The sequence below is a fragment of the Sporolactobacillus inulinus genome (genome assembly GCF_006539285.1).
Taxonomy (GTDB): domain Bacteria; phylum Bacillota; class Bacilli; order Bacillales; family Sporolactobacillaceae; genus Sporolactobacillus; species Sporolactobacillus inulinus.
In genome coordinates this window covers 1-2,591 of record NZ_BJMS01000177.1, presented here as the reverse complement: position 1 = coordinate 2,591, position 2,591 = coordinate 1, and the positions used below count along the sequence as shown (strand labels likewise).

Below are 2,591 nucleotides of genomic sequence, written 5' to 3'. Positions count from 1 at the left end.
GTAAGGACCGGGCGCTTTTTGCCCGGTCTTTCTTAAAACGGAGGGCGCTTCGCGAGTGCGAAAAGGCTTGGACTACAGAGCAGCCACAACGCATTGCAGTCATTCCCGTTTCAAGGGCGGCAGGCGCGTATGCATCACACATCAGAGTTTTAGAAACCGGGCAACCCATGCTCGGTTTTGTCGTTCACAAAAAGAGTTCCTAACGAAAAGGGTAGCACAGCTAATGAAATAGTACTAGGGACATAGATAAAAAGAATGTAGCGATAGAAAAATCAGTATAGCAGAAGGCTAATCTTGTATTTTTGCCTTATTTTTTGATATAATTTTGATTAATAAGGTCGAATTGTTATAAAAAGGGAATAAAGACCTAGTTTCTGTGCGGACGAGTATCCTTGAGCGCATGCGAAACAATGCAATGATCGTGCGTGAGCACGCTATTTACGAGAATAGCAGGACTGGTTAAGAAGGGTGGCCGGTTTATGACCAAAATATTGATCGTTGATGATTCAAAGTTTTCCCAAAAAATAACGCGTTCTTTTCTGGATTGTTATTTGAACGATGTGGCTTTTGATTTTGCAGATGATGGCCAAGCTGGTCTTAAGAAGTTTGCCGCTTGGCATCCTGATTACACTATTGTTGATCTGTTAATGCCGAAACTGCGTGGCCAAGATATGATTAAACAGGTTAAGCTGTCCGACCCCGATGCCCGGGTGATTGTGTTGTCTGCCGATGTACAGCGTCATGTCCGCGAAGAAATAGAAAATTTGGGTGTACTTACTTTTGTTAATAAGCCTCTTGACGACAAGAAGGCGAAAGAACTTTGCGCCCTCATTGGGAGTAGCAGCCGTGGCCAATAAGCTGAATAGCTCAGACATCATGACCGAGTTGTTCAACATTGGTGTCGGTCAAGCAGCAAATACACTCTCCGATATTATCGGAAAACGGATTGATCTTTCCATACCGAATGTAAGCATTTTAAATCTGGAAAAGGGCAAACACGTACTTGATCACTACTTGGCGCAGGTTGCGGAAGGCACGGTTATGGTTTCATCTATTTCTTTCGATCAACAACTGGAAGGACGCGTAAGTCTTCTTTTTCCAGCTGACAAAATGCATCAGTTTATTGCGCTTTGCCTTCATGAAACATGGGATGAGGAAGCGGTTACTAAAGAATTTACGGATATCGACTATGATACGATTAGAGAAATTGGCAATATTGTGATCAATTCAATGATCGGCGAGTTGAGCAATGCGGTAAGCATTCCTGTGAAGTATACTTTGCCTGAAATTGATGTATTGGATCATGCGTGTGCGGATCATTTTGTCGTTTTCGGTGACAACCAACTGGTGCTGATCATGTACCTTGATTTCGATATTGAGGGTACGGAAATAGCCGGAGCCATCGTGATTAACATGTCGTTGAATTCACTCGAAGAAATCCTGGATCAAATCAATAAATTGTATAACGGGGTATAATCAAATGAATGATGCACATCTGCCGGGTATTCTTAATTGTATAAATGAAGGGATCGTCCTGACCAAAAGGAATCTGGAGATCACCTTTTGGAATCCTTTTATGGAAGGTCTTCATGGGGAGAAGAGCAGTAAGATACTCGGACAGAAATTGGATGATGTCTTGCCTTCGTTGAAGCAGCCCTTCTTTAGTCGAGCGATGGAACAGCTGGTGGTAAGCGGTAATCCGCTGTTTTTTTCGGCAGCAATGCATCGTGATCTGATCAATGAGCAGCATCAGGTCAATCTGAAGATGAACCGCGTTCAGGTCGGTGATGAGGTAATTCTGATGCTGGAATTTATCGATGTGACCAGTCAGTTTAAGCGCATCAATCAGCTGCGCTGTTACGTCAGGCAACTGTCTCATCTGAATACCGAACTGAAGCAGAAGGAGAAGGTTGTTGAAAAGCTTGCCTATTATGATCGGCTGACGGGTGTCGCAAATCGAGCCTTATTTGAAAAATTTGCGGATAAGTATTTAAGTCTGGCAAAACGAAGGAACACGATGCTTGGTCTCATGTTTGTTGATGTGAATGAATTTAAAATGATTAACGATACATATGGGCATGATACCGGTGATAAAGTCATGACTCGGGTGGCGAGTCTGTTGACCGAGTCGACACGGAAGCACGATATTGTCTGTCGCTATGGAGGCGATGAATTTCTCGTGCTGCTCCCGGATATTCGTACAATGAAAGACTATTATCAGATCGCCACGCGCATTGAGGCAAATAAAAGGCGGAAGATTATCCAGGACGGCTATTCGATCTCGGTTTCGCTCAGCATTGGTATCAGTTTTTATCCGGACGATGGTCTAACAATCAGCGAATTAATTATCCGGGCCGATGAGTATATGTACGCAGACAAACAAAACTCCAGATGAACACTATTTCAAAGCCGGACGGAATCATAATGATTCCAGTTCGGCTTTTCTAATAAGGGGAAAAAGTATAAATTTTGTTATGTGGTACGGTGATAAGCGACGTAAAAAAGGAACTTCTGCTAAGTAAAGGAACTTCCGCTAAGTAAAGGAGCTTTCGCTAAGTAAAGGAACTTCCGCTAAATAGAAATGAACTTCC

General features: G+C 43.0%; 4 protein-coding genes. All 4 read left to right on the top strand.

Annotated features, from left to right (window positions below):
* Positions 1 to 203, top strand: a 203-nt coding sequence (locus SIN01_RS15280) for a hypothetical protein (RefSeq protein WP_218027794.1), incomplete at its 5' end; no start/stop codon positions are given.
* 276 nt (positions 204 to 479) lie between these two features.
* The gene (locus SIN01_RS14490; protein WP_010026935.1) at positions 480 to 857 is read left to right on the top strand and encodes a response regulator transcription factor; all 378 of its coding nucleotides are present in this window, start codon (positions 480 to 482) and stop codon (positions 855 to 857) included.
* Positions 847 to 1,476, top strand: coding sequence for a chemotaxis protein CheC (locus tag SIN01_RS14485; protein WP_010026934.1), 630 nt, complete (start codon positions 847 to 849; stop codon positions 1,474 to 1,476). The genes SIN01_RS14490 and SIN01_RS14485 overlap by 11 nt, the downstream gene beginning before the upstream one ends.
* Before the next feature lie 4 nt (positions 1,477 to 1,480).
* The gene (locus tag SIN01_RS14480; RefSeq protein WP_010026932.1) at positions 1,481 to 2,395 is read left to right on the top strand and encodes a sensor domain-containing diguanylate cyclase; all 915 of its coding nucleotides are present in this window, start codon (positions 1,481 to 1,483) and stop codon (positions 2,393 to 2,395) included.
* Positions 2,396 to 2,591 lie beyond the last annotated feature (196 nt).